The sequence below is a fragment of the Streptomyces sp. SS8 genome, assembly GCF_054072955.1.
This window is the reverse complement of the sequence record NZ_JBSVCZ010000034.1, coordinates 18,338-45,027: the sequence shown is the minus strand read 5'-3', so window position 1 is coordinate 45,027 and position 26,690 is coordinate 18,338. Positions and strand designations below refer to the sequence as shown.

At 72.0% G+C, this 26,690-nt stretch carries 23 protein-coding genes; 18 read left to right on the top strand and 5 right to left on the bottom strand.

All coding sequences use genetic code 11. The features are described 5' to 3' along the window. Nucleotides 1–185 precede the first annotated feature (185 nt). Together ACW69E_RS25220 and ACW69E_RS25215 are read left to right on the top strand one after the other, a co-directional pair. Nucleotides 186–803 carry a TetR family transcriptional regulator gene (locus ACW69E_RS25220; RefSeq protein WP_457500597.1) on the top strand — a complete coding sequence of 206 codons (618 nt, stop codon included), beginning with the start codon at nucleotides 186–188 and terminating at the stop codon, nucleotides 801–803. Between the two features lie 585 nt (nucleotides 804–1,388). Beyond that, nucleotides 1,389–2,042 (top strand): ScbR family autoregulator-binding transcription factor, encoded by a 654-nt coding sequence (locus tag ACW69E_RS25215; RefSeq protein ID WP_457500596.1) that lies wholly within the window; start codon nucleotides 1,389–1,391, stop codon nucleotides 2,040–2,042. A gap of 55 nt (nucleotides 2,043–2,097) precedes the next feature. Here the strand turns inward: ACW69E_RS25215 and ACW69E_RS25210 are convergent, their stop codons facing one another. Next, a complete protein-coding gene (locus ACW69E_RS25210) occupies nucleotides 2,098–5,376 on the bottom strand; it encodes a BTAD domain-containing putative transcriptional regulator (protein ID WP_457500595.1) in 3,279 nt (1,092 codons plus the stop codon). 203 nt (nucleotides 5,377–5,579) lie between these two features. Between ACW69E_RS25210 and ACW69E_RS25205 the strand changes: the two genes are divergently transcribed. The 5 genes from ACW69E_RS25205 to ACW69E_RS25185 all read left to right on the top strand — a co-directional run bounded on the left by ACW69E_RS25205 (nucleotide 5,580) and on the right by ACW69E_RS25185 (nucleotide 11,588). Continuing rightward, nucleotides 5,580–6,113 (top strand): SDR family oxidoreductase, encoded by a 534-nt coding sequence (locus ACW69E_RS25205; protein WP_457500594.1) that lies wholly within the window; start codon nucleotides 5,580–5,582, stop codon nucleotides 6,111–6,113. 51 nt (nucleotides 6,114–6,164) lie between these two features. Next, nucleotides 6,165–7,409: an MFS transporter gene (locus ACW69E_RS25200; protein ID WP_457500593.1), complete on the top strand. Its 1,245-nt coding sequence runs from the start codon at nucleotides 6,165–6,167 to the stop codon at nucleotides 7,407–7,409. A 435-nt stretch (nucleotides 7,410–7,844) separates the two neighbouring features. Next, nucleotides 7,845–9,050: an IS701 family transposase gene (locus tag ACW69E_RS25195; RefSeq protein WP_457500592.1), complete on the top strand. Its 1,206-nt coding sequence runs from the start codon at nucleotides 7,845–7,847 to the stop codon at nucleotides 9,048–9,050. Nucleotides 9,051–9,079: 29 nt separating this feature from the next. Then, nucleotides 9,080–9,769 (top strand): response regulator transcription factor, encoded by a 690-nt coding sequence (locus ACW69E_RS25190; RefSeq protein ID WP_457500591.1) that lies wholly within the window; start codon nucleotides 9,080–9,082, stop codon nucleotides 9,767–9,769. Nucleotides 9,770–9,902: 133 nt separating this feature from the next. After that, on the top strand, nucleotides 9,903–11,588 hold the full coding sequence (locus tag ACW69E_RS25185; RefSeq protein ID WP_457500590.1) for an IS1182 family transposase: 1,686 nt from the start codon (nucleotides 9,903–9,905) through the stop codon (nucleotides 11,586–11,588). A gap of 38 nt (nucleotides 11,589–11,626) precedes the next feature. Here ACW69E_RS25185 and ACW69E_RS25180 read toward each other — a convergent pair whose 3' ends face one another. Further along, nucleotides 11,627–12,379: a maleate cis-trans isomerase family protein gene (locus ACW69E_RS25180; protein ID WP_457500589.1), complete on the bottom strand. Its 753-nt coding sequence runs from the start codon at nucleotides 12,377–12,379 to the stop codon at nucleotides 11,627–11,629. 237 nt (nucleotides 12,380–12,616) lie between these two features. Here ACW69E_RS25180 and ACW69E_RS25175 point away from each other — a divergent pair, with 237 nt between their 5' ends. The 10 genes from ACW69E_RS25175 (at nucleotide 12,617) to ACW69E_RS25130 (ending at nucleotide 22,508) form a co-directional block, all read left to right on the top strand. Beyond that, nucleotides 12,617–13,768: an isopropylmalate synthase gene (locus ACW69E_RS25175; RefSeq protein WP_457500588.1), complete on the top strand. Its 1,152-nt coding sequence runs from the start codon at nucleotides 12,617–12,619 to the stop codon at nucleotides 13,766–13,768. A gap of 67 nt (nucleotides 13,769–13,835) precedes the next feature. Then, nucleotides 13,836–14,021 carry a lysine biosynthesis protein LysW gene (locus ACW69E_RS25170; protein ID WP_457500587.1) on the top strand — a complete coding sequence of 62 codons (186 nt, stop codon included), beginning with the start codon at nucleotides 13,836–13,838 and terminating at the stop codon, nucleotides 14,019–14,021. A gap of 1 nt (nucleotide 14,022) precedes the next feature. Further along, nucleotides 14,023–14,874 carry an ATP-grasp domain-containing protein gene (locus tag ACW69E_RS25165; protein WP_457500586.1) on the top strand — a complete coding sequence of 284 codons (852 nt, stop codon included), beginning with the start codon at nucleotides 14,023–14,025 and terminating at the stop codon, nucleotides 14,872–14,874. Then, nucleotides 14,871–15,935 (top strand): N-acetyl-gamma-glutamyl-phosphate reductase, encoded by a 1,065-nt coding sequence (argC, locus tag ACW69E_RS25160; protein ID WP_457500585.1) that lies wholly within the window; start codon nucleotides 14,871–14,873, stop codon nucleotides 15,933–15,935. The genes ACW69E_RS25165 and argC overlap by 4 nt, the downstream gene beginning before the upstream one ends. Continuing rightward, nucleotides 15,932–16,747, top strand: a complete 816-nt coding sequence (locus tag ACW69E_RS25155; RefSeq protein ID WP_457500584.1) for an amino acid kinase family protein — start codon at nucleotides 15,932–15,934, stop codon at nucleotides 16,745–16,747. The genes argC and ACW69E_RS25155 overlap by 4 nt, the downstream gene beginning before the upstream one ends. An 11-nt stretch (nucleotides 16,748–16,758) precedes the next feature. After that, a complete protein-coding gene (locus tag ACW69E_RS25150) occupies nucleotides 16,759–17,322 on the top strand; it encodes a type 1 glutamine amidotransferase (RefSeq protein ID WP_457500583.1) in 564 nt (187 codons plus the stop codon). A gap of 67 nt (nucleotides 17,323–17,389) precedes the next feature. Then, nucleotides 17,390–18,508, top strand: a complete 1,119-nt coding sequence (locus ACW69E_RS25145) for a Glu/Leu/Phe/Val dehydrogenase dimerization domain-containing protein (protein ID WP_457500582.1) — start codon at nucleotides 17,390–17,392, stop codon at nucleotides 18,506–18,508. Beyond that, a complete protein-coding gene (locus ACW69E_RS25140; RefSeq protein WP_457500581.1) occupies nucleotides 18,505–20,196 on the top strand; it encodes an AMP-binding protein in 1,692 nt (563 codons plus the stop codon). Before ACW69E_RS25145 ends, ACW69E_RS25140 begins: the two co-directional genes overlap by 4 nt. Nucleotides 20,197–20,286: 90 nt before the next feature. Further along, nucleotides 20,287–21,561, top strand: a complete 1,275-nt coding sequence (locus tag ACW69E_RS25135; RefSeq protein ID WP_457500580.1) for a pyridoxal phosphate-dependent aminotransferase — start codon at nucleotides 20,287–20,289, stop codon at nucleotides 21,559–21,561. Nucleotides 21,562–21,590: 29 nt separating this feature from the next. Then, nucleotides 21,591–22,508: a fumarylacetoacetate (FAA) hydrolase gene (locus ACW69E_RS25130; RefSeq protein ID WP_457500579.1), complete on the top strand. Its 918-nt coding sequence runs from the start codon at nucleotides 21,591–21,593 to the stop codon at nucleotides 22,506–22,508. A gap of 249 nt (nucleotides 22,509–22,757) precedes the next feature. Here the strand turns inward: ACW69E_RS25130 and ACW69E_RS25125 are convergent, their stop codons facing one another. Beyond that, nucleotides 22,758–23,093 (bottom strand): hypothetical protein, encoded by a 336-nt coding sequence (locus tag ACW69E_RS25125; protein ID WP_457500578.1) that lies wholly within the window; start codon nucleotides 23,091–23,093, stop codon nucleotides 22,758–22,760. Nucleotides 23,094–23,253: 160 nt separating this feature from the next. Continuing rightward, nucleotides 23,254–24,003 (bottom strand): GntR family transcriptional regulator, encoded by a 750-nt coding sequence (locus tag ACW69E_RS25120; RefSeq protein ID WP_457500577.1) that lies wholly within the window; start codon nucleotides 24,001–24,003, stop codon nucleotides 23,254–23,256. A 619-nt stretch (nucleotides 24,004–24,622) separates the two neighbouring features. Between ACW69E_RS25120 and ACW69E_RS25115 the strand changes: the two genes are divergently transcribed. Beyond that, complete coding sequence (locus ACW69E_RS25115) at nucleotides 24,623–24,961, top strand: hypothetical protein (RefSeq protein WP_457500576.1); 339 nt, start codon at nucleotides 24,623–24,625, stop codon at nucleotides 24,959–24,961. A 462-nt stretch (nucleotides 24,962–25,423) separates the two neighbouring features. Here ACW69E_RS25115 and ACW69E_RS25110 read toward each other — a convergent pair whose 3' ends face one another. Continuing rightward, nucleotides 25,424–26,626: an MFS transporter gene (locus ACW69E_RS25110; RefSeq protein WP_457500575.1), complete on the bottom strand. Its 1,203-nt coding sequence runs from the start codon at nucleotides 26,624–26,626 to the stop codon at nucleotides 25,424–25,426. Between the last annotated feature and the right edge of the window lie 64 nt (nucleotides 26,627–26,690).

Genomic DNA, 26,690 nt, shown 5'->3' with positions numbered 1-26,690 from the left:
GGGTTTCAGCCGACACCCGACTCCCCCGCTCTCCGGCAGTGGCGCGCGCCACCGGCACGGTGTTCGGGCACTCTCGACGACACCGGCACACGTGCCGCCGCACCCCCTTCCGCCACCTTCCGAACCCCGCGCAAAAAATTCTCCAGAGACTGTTATTCTGCGTGACCAAGCGTCTCCGGAGGGGCATGGTGGCGAAACAAGAGAGAGCCTTCAGGACCCAGGAGAGGTTCCTGGACGCGTCGGCCGAGGAGTTCTCGCGGCACGGCTACGCGGGAGCCAACCTGCAGCGCATCGCAGCCCATGTCGGCATGACCAAGGGCGCCCTGTACGCCCACTTCTCGTCCAAGAACGCCCTCGCCGCCGTGTTCATTTCCGAGTTCGACCAGATATGGCGCGAACTGCTGCAGGACATGAGCGACAGCGACCCGCCGCTGACGAACCTGCAGCGCCTCACGGCAGGCTTCCTGCGTCACATGCACACGGACATCCGCTTCCGCGCCGGCCTCCGCCTCGTCTGCGAGGAGGCCTGTACCCGGGGGAAGGCTCCGGCCGTGATGGCCGACCTGTCGGCCGTACTGACCCAGATCGTCGGCGAGGCCCAGGAGCAGGAGGAGCTGACCGCCGCGCAGAGTCCGGAACTGATCAGCTCACTGGTCCTGTCGCTGATCTTCGGCACGTACCACACCACGGCACTGGACGACCCCTTCGACGGCACCGAACAGGTCTGCCAGGTGCTGCGGCTGCTCTCGCGAAACACCACGGCGCCGGCCGACCGGCCCGAAGGGCCCTGCCGCGCCCGGTGAGAGCACCGCCCCGCCGGAGGGCGACGCCACCGCGCACCTACCGTCAGCTTCCGGTCACGCCAGGCATCGCCCGCGCACCGCAGGACGTCGCCGGCCAGCCGGTCCCGACTTCCGGGATCGGCGACCGAAATGTCCATGCGAAGCCCGTGGGCTCGTGAAACAGCGGTGCCCCGAGTGATCGGAGGCGCGGCGCGGGCCCTCGGACGCCACAGCCCGCAGCGGCCACGCCATACTGAAGCCTTCGGTTTTCCGCCATTCTGAAGTAAGATTCCTTCTCAAAGGTATGTAACCGGACCGCCGACCATGCCCGAGACCCGGGGAGAGGCAAGGCATGGGTTGTTCTGTTTCCCGACGAGAGGGCGACAACGGCCCGACCCCCTCGCCGCACGCGGGGCTGGGGCGGGAGGAGGGCGGCTCCGCCCCCGCCTCCGGAGCCCGCCGGGGCCCGTGCCGATTCGGTCCGGCGGAGCGATGACCGGGAGGGACGGCGCGGTGCCGGTGTACCGGGCGGACGGGAGCCCTCTGGATCGCGTCGGCGGACATCAGGAAACCACTTCTGCAAAGAGCGTCGGGATGATAAATCGCGTGACCCCGTGGCCGCCGACTTCGCATCGGGAGAAGACGCTCAAGCAGGAGCGCGCGGTACGGACGCGGGAGCGCGTGCTGGACGCCGCCGCCAAGGCGTTCGCCGTCAAGGGATACCCAGCCGTCACCATCCTGGACGTGGCCCGTTCCGCGGGGATGACCAAGGGCGCGGTCTACTTCCACTACGACAACAAGGAAGCCCTGGCGGTCGCGGTCACCGACCTGTTCTACCGCCGGATCGCGGCCATCGCCGACTCCGTCGAGGAGTTGGGGCTCCCACCCGTCAGCTCCGTGGTCGAGCTCCTGATCCGGACGGCCGTGGCCTTCCGCGACGAGACCGTGCTCCAGGCCGGGGCGCGTCTGCAGTTGGAGCGGCAAGTGACAGGCGTCCGGCTCCCGGTCCCGTACGAGGCGTACACGGACCTGATCACCTCCTGGCTGGCGAGGCTGGAGAGGACGGGCCCGCGGGACGGCTCCCCCTCCCCCACCACGCTCGCCACCGTCCTGGTGTCCGCCTTCTTCGGCGCGCAGCACATCTCATGGGTGCTCAACAACCGTGCCGATCTCCCGGAGCGGACCGTCGCGATGCTGCGGACGATCATTCCCTGCACCGAGGAGGACATCGACCTGTGCCCGTCCGCCCCGCGCCGCTGAGGGACGGGGCGCCCGGCGGCGGGTGGGCGCGGTGCGACCCGGGCCGAGGGCCTCCTCATCCGGCCCCGCCGGTCGGCCAGCCGAGCCGCGTGGACGCGTGGCGCACCGCCTCCTCCGTGGTCAGCCGCGCGCCGCGCTCGAACGCCCGTGTGAAGGCGGGATCGCCCAGGGTCTCCCGGGCCGCCGCCGCGATGCGGTCGACATCACCGCGCTCGGCGGGTGGCAGCGGAGCTCCCAGGCCGCGCCGCGCCTCGTTCGCCGCCCCGAGCAGCACGGCCGCGCACTCGGCGGCCTGCCCGTGACCGCGGCCGAGCAGCGCCGCCGCTCCCGCGAGGCCTTCCAGGGAGAGGGCGAGAGCGCGGGGCTCGCCCAGGGATCGGGCGATCTCCAGGCCGCGCAGATGACAGGCTGCGGACCGGTCCGCATCGCCGCGGAGTTCGGCCACGAAGCCGAGTTCGGCGAGGAGCAGATGGTCGCCCGCCTCCGAGGACACGTCCGCGTAGCCGTCTCGGATGCGCGTCAGGTGCGCCTCGGCGCCGTCGAGGTCCCCGGAGCGGCGCGCGCCGAGTGCGAGGCCCATCTCCGAATGGATCTCGCCGTACTTGTAGCCCTGCGCCACGGCGATGCGGCGTGCCTGCTCGTGCAGATCGCGGCCCCGTTCCCAGTCGTGGGCCAGCAGCGCGAGCCGGCCGAGTCCGGACAGCCGGGCCGACACCTCCGTCTCCAGGCCCAGTTCCCTCGCTATGCCCAGCCCTTCACGCTGACGGCGTGCCGCGTCCTCGTAGTCACCTCTGATCTCGGCGAGCACGGCGAGTGGTGTGACGGTCTGCAACTCCCCCCAGCGGTCCCCTAGTTCGCGGAAGATTTCGGCGCTGCGCAGGCCGTCGCGGCCGAGTCCCGTGAGGTCGCCGCGGATCAGCGCGAGTGCCGCCCGCAGGCCGAGGGCGGCGGCGGTCCCCCATCGGTCGCCCGCCGCGGTCAGGAGGCCGAGGGCGCGCGTGTTCAGTCCGTCACCGGCGGCTGCTTCGCCCGCGCTGAACATCCCGTACGCGCACAGCCACAGGGCGCGGGCGCTGCGCACGGGGTCGGGGACGGCGTCGGCGGCCGCGTCGAGGTCCGCCTCGGTGCGGTCGCCGGTGAGCAGCGCGAACGCGGCGTGCAGCAGAACGGGTTCCGGCGCCTTGTCCCCGGCCGCGGCCAGGACGGCCGCCAGACTGCGGCGGGCCTCGGTGAAGCGGCCGCACAACAGCCACCACCAGGACAGGGCGGTGACGAGCCTCACCGCTTCGTCGGCCCGACCCTCGGCCGCCCGGCGGACCCCCTCGTCGAGTGCCGCGCGTAGATTGCCGGCCTCGGCGTCCAGACGGGCGAGCCAGGTCCGCTGGTCCGCGCCTCGCAGCCCGGGCTCGGCACGCTCGGCGAGTGCGAGGTAGTGGCGCAGATGACGGTCCCGTACGGCGGTGAGGTCCTCCATCTCGTGCAGCCGCTCCGCCGCGTACGCGGTGACGGACTCCAGCAGCCGGTAGCGGGGCCCGGCGGGGCCGTTCACGACGACCACCAGTGACCGGTCGACCAACCGCGTCACCAGATCGAGTACTTCCTCGCGGGCGACACCGTCGCCCGCGCACGTCGCCTCGGCTGCTTCCAGGTCGCAGCCGTCGCTGTGCACCGCGAGGCGGCGCAGGACGATCCGCTCCGGCGCGCTGAGCAGCTCCCAGCTCCAGTCGATCATGGCCCGCAGGGTCTGCTGGCGGGCGGGTACGCCCCGCTGCCGGGATGTCGTCAGCACCCGGAACCGGTCGCCGAGACGGGCCGCCAGTTCCTTCACTCCCAGAGCGCGCACACGGGTGGCCGCGAGTTCGAGGGCGAGCGGGATGCCGTCGAGGCGGCGGCAGATCTCGGTGACGGCCTCCTGGTCGGACGTCTCCCGTTCAAGACGGAAACCGGGAGCGGACGCGGCGGCGCGTTCGGCGAACAGACGTACGGCGTCGGCGGTCCGCAGGGGCTCGACCAGGAACACGGCCTCTCCGGCCAGGCCGAGCGGCTCCTGGCTGGTGGCCAGCACGCGCAGGCCGGGCGCGGTGCGCAGCAGCAGCTCGGCCAGTTCGGCGGCGCCGTCGACGACATGCTCGCAGTTGTCCAGGACGAGCAGGGCCCGGCGGTCCCGCAGGGCGGCTGCGAGCCGCTGTGCGGGGGGCCGCTCCCCGGCCCCGTTGCCCGGCAGGGCGGAGGGGGTGTCCTCCCGGATGCCCAGGGTGGCGGCGGCGATCTGGGCGAGGTCCGCGGAGGTTCCGGTGCGGACGCCGGCGAACTCCACGAGCCAGACGCCGTCGGGGTATCCGCCGGCCGTGGCGCCGGCCGCCGCCACGGCCAGGCGGGTCTTGCCGACGCCGCCGGGCCCGGTGAGGGTCACCAGGCGTGCGGTGTCCAGGAGCCGGGAGAGGCGGGAGAGGGCCTGGTCCCGGCCGATGAGCGGGGTGAGCGGGACGGGCAGGTTCGAGTCGGGACCCGCTGCGGGCGGTGGCGCGGCCGGCACGGAAGCCGTCCCGGCCCGGGCGGAGTCCGGTGCGGCCGGCACCGGGGGGAGCGGGTCCCGGCGGAGCACCGGGTCCTGGCGGAGCACCGCCTGGTGCAGTGCGCCGAGTTCGGGGCCGGGGTCGACGCCCAGCTCCTCGGCCAACCGGGCTCGCAGGTCCTCGTACGACGCCAGGGCCTCGCTCTGGCGGCCCGCGAGGTAGAGAGCCCGTATCTGGACGGCGCGCAAGCGCTCCCTCAGCGGGTGCCGGGCCACCAGGTCGGCCAGCTCCCCCGCGAGGAGTACATGGTCTCCCGCCGCCAGCCGCGCCTCGGCCTGTTCCTCCAGAACGGACAGCCTCTGCTCGGTGAGGCGGTGCGCGGGCCCCCGTGCGAACTCCTCGTCCGCGAAGTCCGCGTACGCGGGCCCCCGCCACAGGCCGAGGGCCTCGGTGAGCAGCGCCGCCCGTGCGCGGGGATCGCCTACGGGCCCGGCCTCGGCCACGAGGGCCCGGAAGCGGTCGGCGTCCACCTCGTCGACAGCCGGGTCGAGCCGCAGGCGGTAGCCCGGCCCCTCCCGCACCACGCGGTCCCGGCCCAGGACACGGCGCAGTTGGGAGACCTTGGCCTGGAGGGCTCCCGCCGGTTTGCCCGGCGGTCCGTCGCCCCACAGGTCGTGGACGAGGCGGTCCACGGACACCGGATCCCCACCGTGCGCGAGCAGGTCCGCCAGCAGCGTCCGGACCTTGGCCTCGGGAACCCTGACCGCCTTCCCCTCGTCGTCCCACACCGCGAGTGGCCCGAGTAACCCAAACCGCATGTGAGCCACGGTACACGCCCGGTTCGCGCCGCGCGCCCGCGCGCTCCGGCCCTTCCTCATCCGTCACACCCGCTCTCCGGGGGAGGCCGTCAGCGGACCGTCAGCGGCTCCGAAGTCCCTCCGAAGCGCCATCACGCACAGTCTTTCCGCCGGATGACGTGGCGCTCCCGGGAAGTACAGGGCGCCGGAAGGGAGCGGCGGGCATGACCAGGTACGCGGGGAGGAGGGCGGTCGTCGTCGGCCAGGCCACCGGTATCGACCTGGCCATCGCCAAGCGTCTCGTGGAGGGGGGCGCGGAGGTCCTGCTGACCGCCCGTACCCCTCGGGAGCGCGCGTACGCGAGCGCCGAGCTGGGTTCCGCGGCCCGGGTCGTCCCCCCTTCCGCCGTCGAGCACGGCCCCTGGCCCGCCGGCCAGGGCGTCGACTTCGTGTTCGCCGACGCCGTGGCGACGGCGCGCCCACTGCTGCCCTATCTCAGAGACGGCGGCGGGGTGGTGCTCACCACCCCCTCCGCCGTGCACGAGCTCGCCGCCGAGCTCGCCTCCCGCGGCATCCGCGTCAACGCGGTGGCACCGAGCTGCATCGAGGCGTCGGCGGACTGTACCGCGCCGCTGCCGCCGCTCGGCCGTCTCGGCTCCGCCGAGGAGGTGGCCCGCGCCGCGCTGTTCCTGGCGACGGACGCGACGTTCACGACCGGCGTCCGGCTCCCCGTCGACGGCGGCCTCGGCAACCCGTGACCGCACTCCGCTTCCAAAGACATCCACTCCCCGAGACCCGGAGCACATCACATGAGCACCTCACCCGAGATCGCGGATCCGCCCGGCCCGGGCGCCCCTGCCGCGCCGCCTGCGAAAGGCGGGGGCGAGGAGCGGGAGAAGCTGCCTCTCTTCGCCCTGCTGGCCCTGTCCACGGCCGTCTTCATCACCAGCCTCACCGAGACCCTTCCCGCCGGTCTCCTCCCCGCGATGAGCGAGGGTCTGAACGTCAGGGAGTCGGCGGCCGGGCAGACCGTCACGATCTACGCGATCGGTACCGTTCTGACCGCGATCCCCCTGAGCGCGGCCACCGCGGGCTGGCGGCGCAAGCGGCTGCTGCTGACGTCGATGACGGGCTTCGCCGTCGCCAACACCGTCACGGCTCTCTCGTCGGTCTACAGTCTGACGATGGTGGCGCGGTTCGTCGCGGGTGTCGCCGCCGGCCTGGCCTGGGCCCTGCTCGTCGGGTACGCCAGGCGCATGGCGCCCGTCCGCCTGCAGGGCAGGGCCATCGCCATCGCCATGGCGGGCATCCCGGTGGCACTCTCCCTCGGTGTGCCTGCCGGAACCTTCCTCGGCTCGATGCTCGGCTGGCGCGCGGCGTTCCTGTCGATGACGGCCCTCACGGTGGTGCTGCTGCTGTGGATCTTCATGGGTGTGCCCGACTACCCGGGGCAGGAGCGCGGTGAGCGGCCGAAGATGCTGGGGGCGCTGCGCGTGCCCGGGGTGTCCCCGGTGCTGTTCGTCGTCCTCGTCTTCGTCCTGGCCCACACCATCCTGTACGCCTACATCGCCACGTTCGTCAAGGACCTGGGCATGGGCGACGACACCGATCTGGTGCTGCTGGTCTTCGGTGGCGCCTCGCTGGTCAGCATCTGGATCGTGGGGGCGCAGATCCATCACCGGCTGCGCTCGTTGACGGTCGCCAGCGTCCTGCTGGTCGCCGTGGCCGCCGCGCTGCTCGCGGTCGTCGCCGACAACGCGGCCCTCGTGTACCTCGCCTCCGCGCTGTGGGGTCTGGGCTGGGGCGGTGTGCCCACACTGCTGCAGACGGCCGCGGGCGACGCCGGCGGCAAGGCGGCCGACGCGGCGCAGGCGATGCTGGTGACGCTGTGGAACGTCGCCATGGCGGGCGGCGGAATCGTCGGCGGTGTCCTCCTCGACGTGATCGGCAGCGAGTCCTTCCCCTGGGCCGTGATGCTGCTTCTGGCACCTGTGCTCGTGGTCGTCCTCATGGCGCACAAGCACGGCTTCCCCGCCAAGCGGCCCGGCGCGTAGGACGGCCCCGGCCACCCGGCTCCCCGGCCCCCGGTCGGCGGGGCCCGGGGCCACCGGCCGGGGGCTCCCCCTCCCGGACGGAGACGGGTCCGCACGGAGACCGGGTCCGCGCCGGTTCCCCCGGACGGCCGCCGAAGGCACACCGATCCCCTGCCTTCGGCGGCCACCCGCGTGTGAGGACAGGCGGCGTGCGGCCCTTCGGAGGGATCGCCCCGTATACCCCTCCCTCCGCCCGGATGGCACCGGTTCCCGAGGCCGAAATCCCTGGGCCGGCGTCCCATCGGGCGGCGTTCGGGCAGGTCAGGGGAGGAAATCGCGAACTCGGCGATCAGTTCGAAAATTTTTCCTTCGAGAAGGTATTTTTATCCCTCGTACAGATTGCCGTGCACCGGCTTCAGGTGCGAACGACGCGAGTATGAGGGGGCGTAGCTTTACATGTCGTCAAGCGGAGTGCCTACGACCGTGTCAGACGGAGGCTCGCGCACACAGGAGTTCCTGGAGGAGGTCTTCGAACCGCTCCACCGTGCGGAGCAGCGCCGCTGGGCACGGGCGTACCTGCAGGGTCTGGTCCACGCGTCCGGCAGGAAGACGCCGCGAGGCATGGCACGGACCGAGTTGCTCCCCCCGGCAACGGCGCACGGCCTGCACCAGTTCATCAACGCCAGCCCGTGGGACTGGGAACCGGTGCGCCGCAGACTGGCCCTGTGGGTCGCCGCGAACACGATGCCCCGCGCGTGGACCGTCGCCGAACTGACCATTCCCAAGCGCGGCGTCCACTCGGTGGGCGTACACCGCCGGCTGAACGCCGCGACCGGTCGGTTCATCAACTGCCAGCAGGCCGTGGGGCTCTTCCTCACCACCGACGCCCACTGCTTCCCGGTGGGCTGGAGCCTGGTTCTCGACGAGTCCTGGGACCAGGACCGGCAGCGCAGACGCCGGGCGCGCATCCCGGAGGCGGAGACCGCGCGCCCTGTGAACTCCTACATATTCGACCACGCGGCGGCCGTCGCCGCGCAGCCACGGCTGCCCCGCGTCCCCTGGGTCCTCGACCTCACCGGGTGCGACGACGCGGGAGGCCTGCTGGCCGGGCTCACCCGGCACCGGTTCGACGTCGTGTGCGAGGTCGAACCGGACCAGCCCGTGCTCGCCGGGCACCACGCGTCCTCCGCGACCACCGCCGGCCGGCTGCTGGAGATGCGGCGCACCCGGCGGCCGTACGCGGCGGAGCGCCGGACAGCGGGCGGCCTCTCCAGGACGGCGCCGATCCGCGCGTACGCCGGGACGGTGCGCCTGCCGCGGCACGACACCGACAGGGAAGGCGGTTCACAACGCTACCGACTCCTGGAACTCCGCGACCCGGGCGGCCGACGGCCCGCCCGGTACTGGATCACCAGCCTGACGGACCGGTGCGTGGAAGAGACCATGGCACTGGTGTGCAGCCGTGCCGCCGTCCGCACCGCCGTCGCCGCACTGCGGGAGCAGTTCGGCGCGCTCGACTTCACAGGCCGTTCCTTTCCCGGCTGGCACCACCACATGACCATGGTCTCGGCCGCCTACGTCCACCAGCACCTCCACGGCACGGCCCCCTCCCTCGCCATGTCCCCGGTACCGCACGCGGCACCGACCAGATCCGCCGGCTGACCGGCCGCCGAGAGAGAGGTCCTGGGCACATGAGAAACGTACTCGTGGTGGAGCGAGATACCTCCGCCGCCGAAGCCATGGTGCGCGATCTGCGCCGGCAGGGATACTCGGCCCACAGCGTCGACACGGGAGCGCGCGCCCTGCGCGCCCACCACAACGCCGGTCTGGTGCTGCTCTCCCTGGACCTGCCCGACATCGACGGCCCTGAACTGTGCCGCTCCCTGCGGGCCGAGAGCAACGTCCCCCTGATCGCCTTCACCCGCACCGACAGCGAACTGGAGCGGATCCTCGCCCTGAAGGCGGGCGCCGACGACTGCGTCGTGACCACCTGGGGACACCGGGAGCTGGGGGCCCGCATCGAGGCGGTACTGCGTCGTGTCCGCCCCAAGCCGCCGGTACCGGAGAGCATCTCCCTGCGTCCGCTCCACATCGATCCGCGGACGCGGGAGGTGCGTCTGCGCGGCCGGGTCGTCAACGTCACGTCGAAGGAGTTCGAACTGCTCTACGCACTGGCCGCCGACCCCGAGGCCGTGGTGTCCCGGAAGGAGCTGATGGCCAGGGTGTGGGGAAGCTCCTGGGGGCAGACCAGCCGCACCATCGACACCCACGTGAGCAGCCTGCGGGCGAAACTCGGATCCAGCCGCTGGATCATCACCGTCCGCGGGGTCGGCTACCGCATGGGCCACGCCTGGCAGATGCAGGAGGCATCCGCGGGCTGAGCGTCCGCGTACCCCGCGCGGGGCCCGGGCGGCACGCCGACGCTGTTGGTTAATTCGGGCCCGTGCGTGACGTCGGCTCCCAAGACCTGGTTGTGGTCTTGGGAGCCGACGTTGTCGTATGGGGTGGGTGTCGATGTCGATGCAGCCGAGCGGGCCGGTCGAGATTCCGGTGGAGACGGTGCGGGTGGCGCGGGCCGCGTTCCCGAAGGGGAGCCTGGCGATCCGGGTGCGGGACGAGTTGGGGCCGTTGTTCACCGACGAGGAGTTCACGGATCTGTTCGCGGCTCGGGGGAAGCCCGCCTGGTCACCGGGCCGGCTGGCGTTGGTGCTGGTGTTGCAGTTCGTGGAGGGGCTCACCGACCGGCAGGCCGCCGAGGCGGTGCGGGCGAGGATCGACTTCAAGTACGCCCTCGGTCTGGATCTGGCTGATCCGGGCTTTGACTTCTCCGTGCTGTCGGAGTTCCGGGACCGTCTGATCGAAGCGGACGCCGGGCGGATGATGCTGGACGGCATCCTGCACACGGCCCGGGAGAAGGGGCTGCTCAAGGCCGCCGGCCGGGCCCGGACGGACTCCACGCATGTGCAGTCCGCGGCACGGGAGCTGTGCTGGCTGGAGATGGTCGCGGAGACGCTGCGTTCGGCGTTGAACGCGCTCGCGCAGGCCGCCCCCGACTGGCTGGCGGGGATCGCCGAGCCGGACTGGTTCCGGCATTACGCCACCCGGGCCGAGGACTCCCGGTTCCCCAAGGCCCACGCCAGACGGGTGGAGGTCGGCCGGCGGATCGGGACGGACGGGACACGGCTGCTTGCGGCCGTCTTCTCGCCCCGGGCACCGGCCGGACTGCGGGAGCTGGAGCAGGTGGAGATCCTGCGGCAGATGTGGGTCCAGCACTTCCACCTGGTCGGGGGCGAGGTGAGGCGGCGGGACCCAAAAGACCGCCCGCCGGGCGCGACGCGCCTGGTCACGCCCTATGACCCCGAAGCCAGGGGCAGCAAGAAGCGCGACATCCTCTGGGACGGATACAAGACCCATCTGACCGAGACCTGTGAGCCGGATACCCCGAATTTGATCACGAACGTGGCCACGACCGTCGCTACCGTCCCCGACAGCGTGATGAGCGAGGAGATCCACGATGGCCCGGCCGAACGGGGCTGCCTGCCCGGCGAACACTGGGTCGACACCGGATATGCCACGGCCGCCCAGATCGCGGCCGCCCGGCGTGAGCACGGCGTCGAGTTGCACGGACCGCTGCAAGCGGTCACCGTCGCTCAGGCGAAGAACGGCCGCGGCTACGGCCAGGACGCCTTCACCATCGACTGGGACCAGCAGCAGGTGACCTGCCCGAACGGAGCTGTCAGCACACAGTGGGCTCTGCGCAGTTCTCAGCAGCAGCTTCCGGTGATCCGGGTCAGATTCTCCCCGGCCGACTGCCGCCACTGCCCCGCACTGCGAGACTGCGTCAGCTCACCCAAGGCCGAACGCAGGGAACTCACCCTGCGGCAGCACGACGAGCACCAGGCCCTTCACCGCACCCGCGCTCTCCAGCAGACCGACGACTGGAAGACCCGCTACAAGATCCGCGCCGGAATCGAAGGCACGATCTCCCAAGGCGTCGGGCGCTGCGGCCTGCGCAGATCCCGCTACCGGGGTCTGGCGAAGACCAGTCTCCAACACCAGCTCACCGGCGCCGCCATCAACCTCGCCCGCATCGACGCCCACCTCACCGGCACGCCCCGGGCCCGCACCCGCACCAGCCACTTCGCAGCACTTCGCCCCGCCGACCAAGTCGGCGGGGCGAAGCAACAAGGCCCGAATTAACCAACAGCGTCGGCACGCCGCCCGGGCCCCGCGACCTGTCACGCCGTCCGGTCCTCCAGGCGCCGCAGCAGCGGATGCGCGGCGCCGGCGCCGCGCCCCGCCTCACGCAGCGCCCACCAGGCGGATGCCAGGTTCGAGGACAGCAGGGGGCGGGAGGCGTCCTCCCCGGCGAGCTCGGTGAGGGCCGCGAGCGTGCCCATGCCCGTGCCGGTGAACAGCAGCGCGGAGCCGTCGGGGAGCCGGTGCCCGCGCAGCCGCTCCGTTATCGCCCGCGTGGTCACCCGGTACGGGTCGTAGTGGTCCTGCCTGTCCGGGTACCGCGCCGCCGGGACCGTCACCACGCCGTCGACCTTGAGCCCGGCCCGTTCCCAGAAGGCGCGGGAGGTGTCGGTGAGCCATGGCTGGTACGGCGAGACGAGCGTCAGGCGGGTCACACCGAGGGCCGCACAGGCCGCGAGTATCGCCTGCGTCGAGGACCGCACGGGGAAACCGGCGCGCTCCGACAACTCCTCGCACAGCGCGTGATCCCCCTCGGGGTCCAGCAGGTAGTGCGATGCGCTGCAGGCCACCACGGCGGCGTCCAGTTCCATACCGCCGAAGGCGCCGAGCATATCGGGAAGTACGCGGTTGTACGTCTCCAGCATGGCCCTGAGGCTCTTTCCCGGCGTCACCGGGAAACGGGAGGCGTACACGTTGAGAAGGGAACCGAGTAACTGGTTGAACTCGGGTTCCGCGGTGGGGTTCTCCGGAGGGACTACGACTCCGAGCCTGGGCAACGAGAAAAGGTCCATGGCGGCACGGTATGGGGCGCGCCGCGGCGGCGGGGTCCGGAGCCGGCCGAAATGACGTCCGGCACACACCGGCCTTGCAGTCCTTTTCCTGTCTGACATTCCTTGACACTTCCCTACGGAGTTCTGACCTCGGCCGTCTTGTCTCGTACCGCCGCCCGGTGAATCCTGTAGAGCACCGCCCGCCGAAATCTCCGACTTCGGTTCACCTGCCAAATCCGCAAGAAGGAGTTGAGGAGAATGACATCTTCGGAAAGTCCTGAGAGATATCCGAGACCGCCCCACATATCCGACGCGACCCTGCGGGACTCCGCGCACATGGCGGGCGTCGAGTTCGGCCCCGAGGACGCCGCGGTCATCGCGGACCTGCTGGTGAGGACCGGCGTCTCCCTGGTCGAGGTGGGCATGGTGTCCGGCCCGAACTCCAAGGACGCCGACCTCGTCCTCGCCACCCACGAGGCCGTCACCCCCGAGCGCAGCATGACCCTCGTGGTGGTGCGGGACCGCCGGCAGGTCGCCAAGGCCCTCGACGAGGCCGAGCGGCTCGGTGTGCGCCACATCATGTACTCCATACCCACCTCCGAACAGCACGCCGGGCTGAAGCTCGGCTCGTCCAGCCCCAGGTTTCTGCACGCGCTGGCCCGCTCGGCCATCTCGCAGGCCAAGGAGCGCGGCTTCCACGTCACCTTCAGCGGCGAGGACGGCGCCCGCACGCCCAGGGAGCGGCTCGTCCCCTACGTCACCGCGGGTTTCGAGGCCGGTGCCGACCGGTTCCGGCTCGCCGAGACCGTCGCGTACCTGTCGCCGTGGCAGATGGAGGAGGTGATCGCCGACCTCACCGCGATCGAGGGATCCGAGATCGAGATCCACTCGCACAACATGCTGGGCATGGCCGTCGCCAACTCACTCGCCGCCGTCCGCGCGGGAGCGCGGTGGATCTCGGCGACCGTGGGCGGCATCGGCGAGCGCGGCGGCAACGCCCCGCTGGCCGAACTGCTCACCTCCCTGCGCGTCCTCCACGACGACACCCGCTTCGACCTGACCCATCTCACCGAGCTGTCACGGGTCGCGCTGAGGGGATCCGGCCTGGGCGACGCCTTCCAGTCGGGGCCGACCACACCGCACGCGTTCGCCTACGAGCTGCCGGGGCAGCTCAGCCACCCGGAGGCGTACGAGACCCTGCCCGCCGAACTCGTCGGCAACACGCGTGAGCTGCGCGTCCGCACGCGCCTCACCCCCGCGCTCGTGAAGTGGGCGCTCGACGGCTCGGGCGTCCTCGTCGACATCGACGCCTTCACCCCGTGGCTCACCGAGCGGCAGGAGCGCGGCGGAGGCCCGCTCCTGGACCGGGATGCGATCCGCAAGGCAGCCGTCGACTTCCAGGCCTCCTGACCCCCGCCCGTTCCGGCGAGTTCCACCCAACCCGACCGACCTCACGACGACATACGGAGCTTGAGTCATGCCCACCGCGACCTTCACCGGCACCTGCCCCGAATGCGAGACCGATCTGACCGTCCCCCCGATCGTCCAGGGCGAGACGCTCTCCTGCCCCGAGTGCATGCTGACGCTGCGCGTCGAGGAGGTACAGGAGAACAGGCTCTCCCTGCAGATGGTCGAGGTGCAGCTCCGCGACTGGGGCCAGTGACATGCCCAGAAGAGTCGCGATCGTCGCGGACCGAGTCGGCTGGGAGGAACGCCGGCTGATCGACACCGCCCCGCACTCCGGCCTGAGCATCGACTGGGTCAACGACGAGTCCCTGTGCCTCGGCCATCCGGACGGCCCTTCCGTGGCCGACTACGAGGCACTGCTGGTGCGCAGCCGCAGCTACACCCGCGGCGGCCTGATCGCCACGCTCGCCGAGGCGGCCGGGGTGCCCGTCCTCAACACCGCCAGGGCGATCAACGCCTGCGAGAACAAGGCGGTCCTGCGCACCGTGCTGCGCGCCGCGGGTGTTCCCGTGCCGGACTTCCGGCTCGTGCTGTCCCGCAAGGACTTCACCAGAGCGCTCGACGAGATGGACGTGCCGCTGGTCCTCAAGCCGGTCTACGGCGGCATGGGCAAACGGGTCACGCTGATCCGGCACACAGACACCGCCCAGTCCGTCTACGACTACGTCGAGGACCTCGGGCACGCCTTCGAGCAGGCCTGCCTGGTGGAGCCGTACCTGGACGGCGGCGCCTCGGTGCGCTGCCTCGTCGTCGGCCGCGAGCTGGTCGGTGCCGCCGAGTTCGAGAGCGGCGGCACCGACTGGCGCAACAACGCGGCGCTCGGCAACAACAGCCGCGCGGTCGCCCACGACCCCGAGGTCCTGAAGATCGTCGACGCCGTGGTGGCCGAACTCGGTGCCGGGATCTACGGGATCGACCTCTTCCGCACCCCCGACGGCTACGCCGTCAACGAGGTCAACCACGCACCCGGTTTCCGGGCGGTGGCCTCGACGACCGAGGCGGACATCCCATCGGCCATCGGCCGCCACGTCCAGGAGATGCTCTCATGATCCGTGCAGGAGTCGTCGGCGCCTCAGGGCTCGCCGGCGGTGAACTGATCAGGCTGATCACCCAGCACCCCGACATGGAGCTGACCTTCCTCGGCGGCTCCTCCCACGTCGGCCGGCGTCCGGCCGAGCTGCACCCGGGTCTGCGCCTCGACCTGGGCCTGACGGTGGAGCCCGTCACCGAGGAGACCGCCGGCCGTGCCGACGTCTTCTTCCTGGCCACCCCGGCGCCGGTCTCGGCCGGACTGGCCGCGCTGCTCGCCGACCGGACCGCGGCCGTCATCGATCTCAGCGGCGCCTTCCGCATCCGCACACCGGAGCTGCACGACCGCTGGTATCCGAAGGCGAAGCGGCGCGCCGACCTCGCCGACCGCTTCGTGTACGGCGTGCCGGAACTGGTCGGCGACCAGATGGCGGACGCCGCCCTGATCTCGCTGCCCGGCTGCTACGCCACCGCGATCACGCTCGGTCTCGCGCCGCTCACCATGGGCCTCGGCATGGACCTGCGGACCGTGGTGGTGGACGGCAAGAGCGGGTCCAGCGGTGGCGGCCTCCAACTGCGCACCGCCGACCTGCACCCCCTGCGCAACGGCGCCATCGCCCCGTACGCTCCGACCGGTCACCGGCACGCCGCCGAGGTCCGCGACTTCCTGGAGCGGAGCAAGCCCGGCTCCGTCGGTTCACTGAGCATGTCCGCGTACGGTGTCTCGCACGTGCGCGGCCTGCTCGCCAGCTCGTACGTGTTCACGGACGAGGCCGTCGACCAGCGCGAGCTGCAGCGGGCGTACGTCCGCTTCTACAAGGAGCACCGCTTCGTGCGGGTGCGGCGGCACGCGGAGACGCTGATCCCGGTGCCCGACCCGCAGGCCGTCCTGGGCTCCAACTTCTGCGACGTGACGGTCATGCGGGACGAGGACGACAGCGCCGGTGGCCGCATCGTCGTCCTCGCAGCCCTCGACAACCTCGTCAAGGGCGCCGCGGGCCAGGCCGTGCAGGCCTCGAACAAGCGGTTCGGACTGCCCGAGGAGACGGGCCTGACGATGCAGCCGGTGATGCCCGCATGAGCCGTACACAGAAGAGCCGGGGGCCGGCCGTGCGGCCGACCGTGGTGAAGTTGGGCGGCAGTTGCCTGGACGACCTCGACGGCGCCTGGTGGGACGACCTGGCCCGGCACGGGGAGAACACCCCGCTGATCCTCGTGCACGGCTGGTCCAAGCCGCTGAAGCGGCTGAGCCCGCGCTACAGCGAGCCCTCGGCGATCCTGCGCGACCGGTACGGCAACCAGAGCCGCTGGACGACCCCCGAGGTCATCGAGGACATCAAGACCGTCAGCGCCAAGCTCGGCGAGGAGGTCGTCGGGCGGCTGGCGTCGCGCGGTATCACGGCGGAGCGGCTGCTCGGCAGTGACGGCCTGGTCGAGGCGGGCGAGGGCGAGCGCTGGTGGTGGCGGGACAAGCAGCTCGTCGAGATGGAGAACCTCGTCGGCCCGATCACCGCGGTGGACACGGCGCCGCTGGGAGACCTGCGCCCCGGCCACGCCCGCCTCGTCACCCCGCTGGCCCGGAACACGGCGGGCCGGGAGGTGAACACCGACGCCGACAGGGCCGCCGCCGCCATCGCCGGCGCCACCGGCGCCACCGATCTGGTCCTCGTCACCGATGTCGCACACCTGCTGATCGACGGAGAGCCCGTACGCCGGATCGGAGCGGAGGCCGCGGCCAGGTTCCGCGACAAGGGCGCCACCGGCGGCATGCGGAAGAAGCTGCGCGCCGCGGGCGAGGCACTGGAGCGGGGCGTGGAGCGGGTCGTCATCGGAAGTGCGCCCGTCACCGGCCTGCTCGAAGCCGACAGCGGCACCGTCATCACCCGAGCGTGAGGAGCGCGCACGTGACTCGATCCCGTGTACTCGTCGTCAACAACGGAACACTGTCCCTGAAGCAGCTCCGCAGACGCTTCGAGGAGCTGGGCTCGGACACCGAGGCGGTCGACGCGGCATCCGTACCGGCCCGGCTCGACGGCCGCTACCAGGCGATCGTCCTGAGCGGCACCAAGGTCCGTGCCTACGACCTCGGCTACTACAAACCGCTCGTCGACCTCGTCATGAGCGCCGACGTCCCGGTCTTCGGCATCTGCGGCGGAATGCAGATCCTCGCCGTCGCGGCGGGCGGGCGGCTCGCCGAGGGCCCCCAGCGGGTCGGCGGCTACGAGGTACAGGTCGACAAGGAGGAGCCGCTCTTCACCTACGTGAAGCCGACGGTGACGGTCTTCCACCGCCACACCCTCTACCTCCAGGAGGCCCCCGAGGGCTTCCGTTCCATCGGCCGCTCCGAGCACGCCCCCGTGGAGTTCCTGCGCTCCGACGACGGCCGGATCCTCGGCTCGCAGGCCCATCTGGAGTTCCGCGCCGACGGGCTGGAGATCCTGCGGGGCTTCGCACAGCTTTACCGGTGAGGGCGCTCGCGCCCGGGCACGGGCGCCCTCACCGGACATACACACCCGACTACCGAAGGATTTGGGGATGAGTGACGAGCAGAACCCTCCGAAGCCCGCGTTCACCACGCATCTGAACGGCAGTGGTGGCGAGATCAGGGGCTGGGTGGTCGTCGACACGCTCTACAACGGCCTGGCGATGGGCGGCACGCGGATGACCGCGGGCGTCACCGAGGAGGAGGTGGCGGACCTCGCCCGCGACATGACGCAGAAGTTCACGCTCGCCGGTCTGCCCATCGGCGGCGCCAAGGCCGGCATTGTCGCCCAGGGCGGTGACCGCGAGCAGACCTTCCGCACCTTCGGCCGCACCGTCAAACCGCTGCTGCACGGCGGTATCCACCTCGGCATCGACATGGGCGTCACCCCGGCCGACCGGGCCGTCTTCTTCGACGAAGCCGGTTACGACCCGCGCTACCGGCTGGGCGCCCCGGACATGCCGATCGACTGGCGCACCTACTACGAGCCGCTGATCGACTGCACCGGGCACGGCGTCGGGGTCGCCGCGGTCACCGCCCTGGAGACGAGCGGCCGCAAGGAGGCGGCCCGGGTCGTGGTGCAGGGCTTCGGTGCCGTGGGCCGGGCGGTCGCACGGTTCCTGGAGGAGCGCGGGCACATCGTCGTGGGCGTCGCGGACGTGGAGGGCACCATCAGCGCGGACCGGCTGCCGGTGTCCGATCTGATGGCCGTGACCGACGAGTTCGGGCGGATCGACCGGTCCCGCCTGCCGCAGCACGTCACCGTCTCCAGCCGACCGGACGCCTGGCTCGACATCGACGCCGACCTGCTGATCCTGGCGGCGCAGAAGCACGCGATCAACGCCGAGAACGTGCACCGGCTGCGCGCCGGCCTGATCGTCGAGGGCGCCAACATCGCCTCCAGCCCGGAGGCGAGGGAGAAGCTGGCGGCGTCGGGCGCCACCCTGATCCCCGGGGTGATCGCCAACATCGGCGGAGCCGCGTCGGCCGCCCTGGCCGTGACCCGGGTCGTTCCCTTCGACCTGCCGGCGGACGAGCGCAAGGCATGGGTCTTCGACTGGGTCGGCGACCGGGTGCGCCGCAACACCCTGGACCTCATGGAGATCGCCGCCTCGCGTGCCGGGGACCCGCTGCCGGAGCTGCTCGCCGCCCGCGGAAAGGAACGACGATGAGTACGGCGGCCACGAAGGGCACGACCGCGCTCCCCCGCCCGGAATCCGCGTCGCCCGGGGAGCGTGCGGCCGAGTACAGGCGCCGCGGCTGGTGGCGGGACGAGACGTTCCTCGACGACCTGCACCGCCACGCGCGCGAGCGCCCGCGCAAACTCGCCATCGCGGGCCGTCGCATCACCGAGTCCCGGACCGACACCCTCGACTACGCCGAACTGGCCCGGCTGACCGACCGGTTCGCCATGGCACTGCTCGAACTCGGCGTGCGGCGCGGTGACTTCGTCGCCGTCCAGCTCCCCAACCGGTGGGAGATGGTTCCGCTGATGTTCGCCTGCATGCGCGTCGGCGCCGTGGTCTGCCCGATCTCACCGATCTGCCCGGAAGAGGAGCTGCGCCACCGCCTCGGCCTCACGGGCGCCCGGGTGTGCGTCACGCTTCCGGACTGGTCCGGGACGCCCCTGGCACGCATCGTCACCACGCTCAAGGACGAACTCCCCTCCCTCGAGCACGTCCTGGTGGTGGACGGGCCGGCCCCCGAGGGGGCCCTTCCCTTCCACGACCACTTCGTCGCCACCGCCCGGGAGCGGCGCCGGGACACCGGGCTGGACGGCCTGGCGCTCACGGCCGACGAGCCCTTCGTGGTCCTGTTCACCTCCGGGACCACCGGTGAGTCCAAGGGCGTACTGCACAGCCAGAACACGGTCCACTCGGCCGTACGCGGCTACGTCGACGCCTTCGGGCTCGACGGTTCCTGGGTCGCCGCCGTGTCCACGCCGCTCGTGCACTACTCGGGCTTCGCCCAGGGGATCCTCGCGGGCGTGATGCTCGGTGGCACCGTCGCCTTCCAGGACGTGCGCGACAACGCGGCGCTCCTGGACCTGGTGGAGCGCTACGGGGCCACGCTCCTGTACGGGCCGCCCGCCACGCTGGCCGACGTGGCCGCCTCGCAGCGGGTCGAGAAGCGCGACACGAGCACGCTGCGGCACGTGGTCATCGGCTCCGCCCCGGTTCTCGCGGAGCTGGCCGGCACGGTCCACGAGGCCCTCGGCGCCCGCACCTACTCGCTGTGGGGCATGTCCGAGAACGGCCCGGTGACCATGACCCGGCCCGAGGATCCGGCGGACTGGGCCGCGCACAGCAACGGGCGCGCCATCGACGCCATGCAGACACGCATCGATCCGGCCGGTTTCGACGGCGAGCGCGACCTCGTGGGCCGGCTGAGGGTGCGCGGCGCGTCCCTGGCGCTCGGCTACTACAGGCGCGAGGAGGCGTTCGCGGCGGAGTTCGGCGCGGACGGCTGGTTCGACACGGGAGACCTCGCACGGGACGACGGCCGCGGTGGCATCCGCATCGTCGGCCGTGCCCGCGACGCGATCGTCCGCGACGGCCTCGTGGCGCCCATGACCGAGCTGGAGGCGGTCATCGGCAGCCATCCGAAGGCCGTGGAGGCGGCCGTGGTGGGCCTGCCGTCCGCCGCGGACGGCGGCGGGACGGCGATCTGCGCCGTGGTGGTCCCGCGCGGCGGGGCGGGGCCCTCGCTCGACGAGATCCGCACCCACCTCGAGAACGCGGGCCACGACCCCCGCTTCCTGCCGGACCGCGTGGAGTCGCTGCCCGCCCTCCCCAAGACCCTGACCGGCAAGGTCCGCAAGGCGGAGCTGCGGCGGCGGTACGCCCCGGCGGCCGGCTGAGCGGCTCCCGAAACCCCCGGAGGCCGCCCCGGCCGTTCCGAGCCCTCTCACCCTGGAGTCTGTTATATGCGCGAACCGACACCGGTCCCCATGTCCGCGACCCTCGCCGCCGACGAGGCGCTGGCCCGCAGACGCCGTGCCGGGGAGAAGGTTCTGTCCATGGCCAGCGGAGAGATCGGCCTGACCGTGCACCCCGCCCTGCGGGAGCGGCTCGCCGCCGCGGCGGGTGAGAGCGCGTACGGTCCGGTGGCCGGCGGTCACGCGCTGCGCGCCGCCGTCGCCGGGTACTGGGGGCGGCGCGGTCTCGGTGTCGACCCCGGACTGATCGTGGCCGGTCCGGGGAGCAAACCGCTGCTGTTCGCGCTGCTGCTCGCCGTGGGAGGCGACGTGGTGGTGCCCGTGCCGAGCTGGGTGAGCTATGCGGCGCAGGCCCGGCTGGCCGGGGCCCGCCCCATCCCCGTGCCGATCGTGCCCGGGCAGGGCGGGGTGCCCGATCCGGACCGGCTGCGCGCGGCGGTCGCCGAAGCGCGCGCCGCCGGGCGGGACCCCCGGTCCGTGGTGGTGACGGTGCCGGACAACCCGACCGGCACCGTCGCCTCGCCCGACACGGTACGGCGCCTGGCGGCGGCGGCCCGGGAGCTCGATCTGGTCGTCGTGTCCGACGAGATCTACCGTGATCTCGTCTACGACACCTCGGCGCCCGCCCAGTCGCCGGCCCTGCACGCCCCCGAGCGCACCGTCATCACCACGGGACTCACCAAGAGCCTGGCCGTCGGCGGCTGGCGCACCGGTGTGGCCCGGCTCCCCGACAGCGACACCGGACGCGCCCTGCACACCCGCCTCGTCTCCGTCGCCAGCCAGATCTGGTCCAGTCCTCCGGCGCCCGTGCAGGTCGCGGCCGCGTACGCCTTCGGCGAGCCGCCGGAGATCACCGAGTACGTCGCGGCCGGCCGCAGGCTGCACGAGACGGTGGCGCGCGCGGTCGCCGACCGTTTCACCGCGGCCGGGGCCGCCCTCGCCCCGGTGCGTGCCACCTGCTACCTGTACCCGGACTTCGAGCCGGTCCGGGACCGCCTGGCCCGCGTCCACGGTGTGCACGACGGCGACGGGCTGGCCCGGTTCCTCAGCGAACGCCACGGCATCGGGGTCCTTCCGGCGAGCGCCTTCGGGGAGTCCGGGGCCGCTCTGCGGATCCGGGCCGCCACAAGCCGTCTCTACGGCGACACCGACGAGCGGCGCGCGGCCGCCCTCACCGCGGCGGAGCCGCTCGAACTGCCGTGGATCCGGGAAGCGGTCGAGCAGGTCGGCGAAGCCCTGTCCGACCTCGTGCGCACCGCCCCCGGCGCCCTCTCCCCCCAGTCCTGACCACCATCAGTCCCAGGAGGATCCGTCCCATGTCCCTCGCCACACCCCTTTCCACCGTCTTCGAGGCCACTTACAGAGGCGAGCGCCACGTCGGCTTCGGGCGGCCCGAGGCCGGCACGCCGCAGACCCTGTACCGGGTGACCGACGGGCGCCTGGCGGCGGCCTTCGTCGCCACCGACGGTTCGGAGGCGGCCGTCAGGGCCGCGGTAACCGAGGGCGCCGAGGAGGTGACCGTCGCCGCCGACGACCCAGAGGTGCGGCTGCTGCCCCCGCTGCTGCCGACGGCCACCGGGAACGCGCTACTGAGCGGCTTCATGGGCACGCACAAGAAGAAGTGGGGCGGGCAGAGCGCCCCGGAGGGCGGGGACTTCACGCCGCCCAAGTGGTTCTTCAAGGGCTTCGGCGACTGGGTGCGGCTGCCGGGCGAGGCGCTGAACGTGCCCGCGGACCCGGTCGCCCTCATCGAGGAGCCCGAGGTGGCCCTCGTCTACGTCAACGATGCCGACGGCACCCCGCACTACGCGGGCTACACCTTCGGCAACGACCTGTGCGACATCGGCCTGCACCGCAAGGACCCCGGTTACAACCCCTACTGCAAGCTGTGCGACACCGCCATGTCGCCCTGGCTGTTCCTGGGAGAGCCTCCGCGGTCGGTGACCGGCCGGGTCACCATCGAGCGGGACGGCGCGGCCGCCTGGGAGGGGAACTTCGACTGCGGTGGCGACGCCCTGTACTTCCGGGTGCGGGACATGGTGGAGCACCTGTTCTCGTTCCCCGCGGTGCGGCGGCCCGGCCTGGTCAACTACGTACTCCTGGGCGCCGACGAGGCCAGTTTCCACGACGGGTTCCGCATCGCCGACGGGGACCGGATCGCCATCGACGTGAAGAGTCACGGCGTGGCCTTCGCGAACACGGTGCGGTACGTCTCCCCCGCTCCCCTGGCCTGAGCCGCCGGAGCGCCTGGGCGCCCCGGAGAGAACGCCAGGCCGCCGCGACCGCCCCGAAGGCGGCCGCGGCGGCCCGGTCCCGCCCCGCGCCTCGCCGCCCCGCGAACGCCGGCGCGTCGCCTGCCCGTCCGGTCCCGGCTTCGCCCGCGTTCGGCGGGACCGGGTACGAACTCCGTGAGGGCGAGCAACGCAGTCCGGCCTCGGTGACGCAACGCCGTCCGCGGCCATGGCCGACATCAGGACATGGGGTTACCGGAGCGGCCCCTGTTCGTCGACGAACACCGTGGGCGTGGAGAGGAACACATCGGCCTCGACCGGGCCGTAGGCGATGTTGAACGTGTCCAGCCAGTACGACCAGCCCCGGATACCCGTCGCACCACTGAAGCGGTAGTTGAGCTGCCGGCGCACCCACCGGCCGGGACCGAGCCGCACCGCCGGGGGCCGCCGCGGCCGAGGCGGCAGGGCGAACAGAGGCTGCACCCGCGGGAAGACCCGCAGCCTTCCGCCGGCCTCCCGAAACCGGACATCGACCCTGTCGCGATCTTCCCACGTGGCATGGGGCATGAAGCCGTCACGCTCATGCATGCGCACCACATGGGCGCAGGTGCCGGCCCCGGCAGGAGGGAGAGCGAAGCCGACCGGGGCCGCGTTCCTGCGCGAGGCGGCCCCCCTCCCCGGGACTCCTTCGTCCAGGACGTCCGTATCCACTGGACGGTGATCTCCACGGCGCACTCCCATCGTGCCGTCACGGCGATTGCCGGGTCTTCACGATCCGACGGGTGGCCGGGCCGGCGCCCGGTTCCCGTGCCGGGCGCTCGCGCTCGCCGCCCTGTTCGCGCGCGGCTCCCAGGGAGCGCGTGTGCGCCAGGTGGCGGCGCATGTGCTCCCCGGCCGCCGCGGCCTCGCCCGCCAGCATGAGGTCCAGCAGTTCGGTGTGCTCCCGCACGGAGGCCACCAGCCGCCCCGCTTCCGCGATCTCGGCGAGTGTGTGGAGCCGGGAGCGCTTGCGCAGGTCGTCCACCGTCTCGACGAGGCGTGAGTTGCCGGCCAGGGCGAGCAGGCCGAGGTGGAAGCGGCGGTCCGCCTCCAGACAACCGACGAGGTCACCGGCACGCGCGGCCGCCACGGTCTCCTCCGCCGTGGGGCGCAGGGCCTCCAACCGCTCCCGCGCGGCCGCTCCGGTCAGGCGGACGACGGTCGGGATCTCGATCAGGGCGCGGATCTCGGTGAGCTCGTCCAGGTCGCGCCCGGACAGCTCGGTGACGCGGAAGCCCTTGTTGCGCACCGGCTCGACCAGCCCCTCGCGCGCCAGGTCCAGCATGGCCTCACGGACGGGGGTGGCGGAGACGCCGTACTCGGCGGCGAGGGCGGGGGCGGAATAGGTCGCCCCGGGCCGCAGTTCGCCCGCGATCAGCGCGGTACGCAGGGCGCCGGCGACCTGGTCGCGCAGGCGCTCCTGCACCGAAACAAGTCTTCGGGGTTTCGGCTCGCTCATGGGTCCCCCTCGGCGGATTCGTAGTCTCACCATAAAATGTCACGTTGCGCGGCTCCCACGCGGTGCCGGTGGTCCCGCGGCGGGCGACGGTCCGGCCGACGTGCCGGGGCGGGCGCGACGAGGCTGGGGTCGGCGGGCAGTCGCCAGAAGGCCGTGTCCCCGGGCGGCACGCGGTCCACGCGGGCCAGGAGCAGGGTGAGGTCCTCGTCGCGGTTCTGCTCCCGCAGGCGGGCCAGGAGGCGGGGGCCGGGGTGCCCGGCACTGGCGACGAGGCACCGTCCGGTGCCCGATCCCTACGCGGCGTCCGCCCCGTACATCGATCCGCTGATCACCGGTTTCCGGCACGGCACAGCACCCGCCCCGACCCTCGAGCTGAAGTCCCTCTCCGCCCTGCAGGGCCCCGCGGCGGACCCCGGCGCCGGGCCCGGACACGGTGTGCGGGCCATCGCCTCGGCCCTGCCCGGCGTCTCCGTACTCGCAGTCGAGCCCTCCCCCGCCATGCGCACGGCCCTGCCCACCCGATTGGTGGACGACCCCGCCCTGCGCACCACCGTCACCGAGATCGCGGCCGACGCGCAGACCTACGACTTCCCCCCGCAGCCCCAGAGCCGTCCTGGCCATGAACATGCCGGGCCACTTCGCCCCCGAACAGCGCCGACGACTGTGGGCGAAGGTCGCGCAGCGCCCGGACCCCGGCGGAGCACTGCTGGTCAACAACCAGCAGCCCCACACGCCCGTAGCGGTACCACGTACCGGAGAAGGCACCCTCCACCTCGGCGAACAGGACCACGAGGGCTGGACACAGGCCGAGCCCTCCGGCACGGAACACCTCACCCGGAGGATGACCTACAGAACCCCGCACGAAGGGCGGTGCGCGTCCGAAACCACCGCCCACTACAAGTGGTGGACGGTCACCGACAACGAACTGCGCGCCGAACGGGCCGAAAACACCACCTGACATCCCGCACCACCGGCGAGGAGGAAACCGCCCTCCACGTAGTCAGCCACAGCGGCGAACCCGTCTCCTGACCCCCCGACCGGGGAGACGCCTCTGCGGCCTCTACCCGGTCACGGGACTGCCGCAACACTCGTCACACCATCCATGGAAGTCACTCACCGTGATAACGCTGACGCGTCTGGCCTGCACTGACGACGTGCTGCATGCGCGCGGGCGCGGCTTCCCGCTGGGGAGAATCTGGGGAGTTTCAGCCACCGCCCGACTCCCCCGCCTCCAACACGGCCGAGGCGTGTTGGTCAGAAGCTCATGGGGTTCGCTCGCCGAGGATGCACTGATCCGAAACGCTTTGGGTTCGGGCTCGTTGCTGGTGCGTGAGTGATCCGACGGCCGGCCCGGGCCCGGTCCCCCCGTCGGATCATGCCGGGGGCGGGCCCCCGGCACCCTCCACGAGGACTGTCCGGATCACCGCAGGTTCTTGTTGGCGCGGCCGCTCCAGACCGCCAGTGCGGCCGCCAGGGCGCAGGCGCCGCCGAGCCACAGGACACCCTGGAGGGTGAGCGTGTCGACGATGACGCCGCCGGCCAGCGCGCCGAGGCCGATCGACAGGTTGAACACCGCCACCCACAGGGAGGAGGCCGCCTCCACCGCCTGCGGAGCGGCCTTGATCATCCAGGTCTGCAGACCCACGGACACACCGCCGAAGGCCAGACCCCAGACGATCAGCAGGATGGCGCCGCTGACCGCCGTCCGGCCCAGCAGCAGGAACAGCGGCATGGCGATCGCCAGGGACACGGCGATGACCAGCACGCTCCGGTGCACCCTGCGGGAGAGCGCCGAGCCGGCGATGAAGTTGCCGATCATGCCCGCCATGCCGAACCCGAACAGCAGCGGACCGACATAGCGCTCGTCGATGCCCGACAGCCTCTGCAGCGCGGGGCTGACGAACGTGTAGGCGGAGAAGTGTCCGAACACGATGAGGACCGTCGCGATGATGCCGATGCGCACGCCCGGGTTGCGGAACTGCTCGGCCAGCAGACGCAGCCGGATGGCCTGCGAGGCGGCCAGCGACGGCAGGACGGCCAGCAGGGCGACCAGAGCGATGAGCGCCAGACCGCTCAGCGACGCGAAGGCGACGCGCCAGCCGGTGAGTTCACCGATCAGGGTGCCGAGCGGGACGCCGAAGACGTTCGCGGCCCCGACACCGCCGAAGATGATCGCGGTGGCGCGTGGCACGTTCTCGGTGGAGACGAGCCGGACGGCCAGACCGCTGGCAACCGCCCAGAAGCCGCCGATCGCCACGCCGACGAGCACCCGGGAGGACACCAGGACGGTGAAGTTCGGCGCCAGAGCCGAGGCCACGTTGGCCAGGGTCATCAGCGTCATCAGTCCGATCAGCAGGATCCGCCGGTCCAACTCCCCGACGAGCATCGGAACCAGTGGCGCCGAGAACGCGGCGACCAGACTGGGCACCGTCACCATCAGCCCGGCCGTCCCCTCCGAGACCGACAGCGCCGATCCCACGGAGGTCAGCAGGCCGATCGGCAACTGCTCGGCGGTCACCAGCAGGAATGTTCCCAGAGCCACTGCACTGACCGCCAGCCAGTGACTCTTCTGCGAGGCCTGCGGATCCCTCGCCTGGGCCGGGGTCTGTTCTGCGGTCGTCACCGGTGCCTCCCTCATGATTCGGGAGCGATCGCTCCCATACGAGACCCTAGTATGAGAGCGATCG